This window comes from Streptomyces sp. adm13(2018), from assembly GCF_008042145.1.
GTDB lineage: Bacteria > Actinomycetota > Actinomycetes > Streptomycetales > Streptomycetaceae > Streptomyces.
Window position 1 is genome coordinate 464,313 of sequence record NZ_RDBH01000113.1, and the last position, 3,013, is coordinate 467,325.

The following is a 3,013-nucleotide window of genomic DNA, read 5'->3' on the forward strand; positions in this document are numbered from 1 at the left end:
GCCGAAACCCCACCCTCAGACGCAACCAAGGAGCCCCCGTGTCGACGGTCCACCAGGTCGCCGCGCACACGTCCGCGCCCGCAGACCCCCACTCCGCCATCGGAGCCGCCACCGCGCTCCTCGACGCCTTCCGCCGGGGCGACCGGTTCCTCGCCACGCCCACCCGGACCATGCTCGCCCACGGCGTCCAGCGGGAGGTCCCGCACGGCACCGCCCCGGTCGCCGAGCGCGTCGCCGAGGCGCTGCGCGCGGCCCGTTCCGAGGGCCGGACCGCGCCGGTCGTCATCGGCGCCCTGCCCTTCGAGCAGGACGCCCCGGCCGCGCTCGTCATACCCGAGACCGTCCGCACCGGACCGGCCCTCGCCTACGACCCGCTCGTCGCGCTGCCCGCCGCCGAGACCCCGGCCACCGCCTGGACGGTCCGGCCGGAACCGGAGCCCGAGGTGTACGCCAAGGGGGTCGCCTCCGCCGTCGACCGCATGTGGAACGGCGAGTTCAGCAAGGTGGTGCTCGCCCGCACCCTGGAGGTGACCGGTCCCGACGAGCTGGACCTCCCCGCGATGGTCCAGCGGCTCGCCCGCCGGGACCCGGCCGGCTACACCTTCGCGCTGCCCACCGGCCCCGACCGCACCCTGCTCGGCGCCAGCCCCGAGCTGCTCGTCTCCCGGCGCGGCGACCGGCTGGTCTCCAACCCGCTGGCCGGCTCCGTCCCGCGCAGCGACGACCTCGCCGAGGACGTGCGCCGCGCCGCGGCCCTCCTGGAGTCCGCCAAGGACCTCCACGAGCACGCCGTCGTCGTCGACGCCGTGCACCAGGTGATGGCCCCCTACTGCTCCTCCATCGAGGTGCCCGCCCGGCCCTCGCTGATCCGCACCGCCACCATGTGGCACCTGTCCACCACCGTCACCGGCACCCTCGCCCGGCCCGAGGTCTCGGCCCTGGAGATCGCCTCCGCGCTCCACCCCACCCCCGCGGTCTGCGGCACCCCGACGGCGCTCGCGAGACAGGTGATCCGCGAGACCGAGCCCTTCGACCGGGGCTTCTTCACCGGCATCGTCGGCTGGGGCGACGCCGAGGGCAACGGCGAGTGGGTCGTCACCATCCGCTGCGCCGAGGCCGAGGGCCGCACCCTGCGCCTCTACGCCGGCGCGGGCATCGTCTCCGCCTCCGTCCCCGAGGCGGAGACCGCCGAGACCGCCGCCAAGTTCCGCACCTTCCTGAACGCCGTGGGAGCCGAGCTGTGACCGCACCGACCCGGCCCGCCACCCCGGACACCGCACCGGAAACCGAAGCGGCCACCGCACCGGTCGCGGCCCCGGCCGACACCGCCGCGCCCACCTGGCCGGCCGAGTTCGCCGAGCGCTACCGCGCGGCCGGCTGGTGGCGGGGCGAGACCTTCGGCGCCGTGCTCCGCGAGCGCGCCGAGGCCCGTCCCGACCGGGTGGCCGTCGTCGACCACGCGGGCCCGGACGGCGCCCGGCGCGCCTGGACGTACGGAGAACTGGACCTCCGCGCCGACCGGCTCGCCGCCGGACTCGCCGCCCGCGGGATCGGCCGGGGCGACAAGGTCGTCGTCCAACTCCCGAACGTCGCCGAGTTCTTCGAGGTGATCTTCGCGCTCTTCCGGCTCGGCGCGCTGCCCGTCTTCGCGCTGCCCGCCCACCGCGAGTCGGAGATCTCCTACTTCGCCTCCTTCACCGAGGCCGTCGCCTATGTGATCCCGGCCGAGGACGCGGGCTTCGACTACCGCTCCCTCGCCACCACCGTGCTCGCCCGCACCCCCTCGCTGCGGCACGTCTTCGTGGTCGGCGCCGACGCCGGGCCCTTCGAGGCGCTCTCCGACGTGCCCGCCGAGCCGGTGCCGCTCACCGGCCCCGCCCCGTCCGACCTGGCGTTCCTCCAGCTATCCGGCGGGAGCACCGGGGTGCCCAAGCTCATCCCCCGGACCCACGACGACTACATCTACTCGCTGCGCGGCTCCAACGAGATCTGCGGGGTCGACGAGACCTCCGTCTACCTCTGCGTGCTGCCCGCCGCCCACAACTTCCCCCTCTCCTCCCCCGGTTCGCTCGGCGCGCTGTACGCGGGCGGCCGCGTGGTGATGTGCCCGCGACCCGCACCGGACGCGGCGTTCCCGCTGATCCAGGACGAGGGCGTCACGATCACCGGGCTCGTACCGCCGCTCGCGCTCGTCTGGAGCGACGCCGCAGCCGCGTCGAACTACGACCTCTCCAGCCTCGACGTGCTGCTCGTGGGCGGGGCCAAGTTCGGCGAGGAGGCCGCCCGCCGGGTGAAGCCGGCCCTCGGCTGCACCCTCCAGCAGGTCTTCGGGATGGCCGAGGGCCTGGTCAACTACACCCGACTCGACGACGACACGGCGACGATCGTCACCACCCAGGGCCGGCCGATCTCTCCCGACGACGAGATCCGGATCGTGGACGACGAGGACCGGGACGTCCCCGAGGGCACGACCGGCCACCTGCTGACCCGCGGCCCGTACACCATCCGCGGCTACTGGAACGCGCCCGAGCACAACGCCCGCTCCTTCACCGCGGACGGCTTCTACCGCACCGGCGACCTCGTCAGGGTCACCCCGAGCGGGCACCTCGTGGTCGAGGGGCGCGCCAAGGACCAGATCAACCGGGGCGGCGAGAAGATCGCCGCCGAGGAGGTCGAGAACCACCTCCTGGCCCACCCGTCGGTGCACGACGCCAACGTGGTGGCCGAGCCCGACCCGTACCTCGGCGAGCGCAGCTGCGCGTACGTCATCCCGCGCGCCGACGCGCCGGCGATCGGGGCGCTCGCGCTGAAGCGCTTCGTCCGGGACCGGGGGCTCGCGGCCTTCAAGGTGCCCGACCGGATCGTCTTCGTCGAGGCCTTCCCGACGACCGGCGTCGGCAAGGTCTCCAAGAAGGACCTGCGCGCCCGGACCGCTTCCGGGGACTGACCCGGCCTCCCGCCCGGCCGCCCGGCCGACCCGTCCCGACCCCAGCACCTGCACCTGCACCTGCAC

General features: G+C 74.7%; 2 protein-coding genes. Both read left to right on the forward strand.

Going from position 1 to position 3,013, the window contains the following annotated elements; genetic code table 11:
- Nucleotides 1-38: 38 nt before the first annotated feature.
- Nucleotides 39-1,244, forward strand: a complete 1,206-nt coding sequence (dhbC, locus tag EAO70_RS12105; protein WP_148002982.1) for an isochorismate synthase DhbC — start codon at nucleotides 39-41, stop codon at nucleotides 1,242-1,244.
- Nucleotides 1,241-2,947, forward strand: a complete 1,707-nt coding sequence (locus EAO70_RS12110) for a (2,3-dihydroxybenzoyl)adenylate synthase (protein ID WP_148002983.1) — start codon at nucleotides 1,241-1,243, stop codon at nucleotides 2,945-2,947. Before dhbC ends, EAO70_RS12110 begins: the two co-directional genes overlap by 4 nt.
- Nucleotides 2,948-3,013 lie beyond the last annotated feature (66 nt).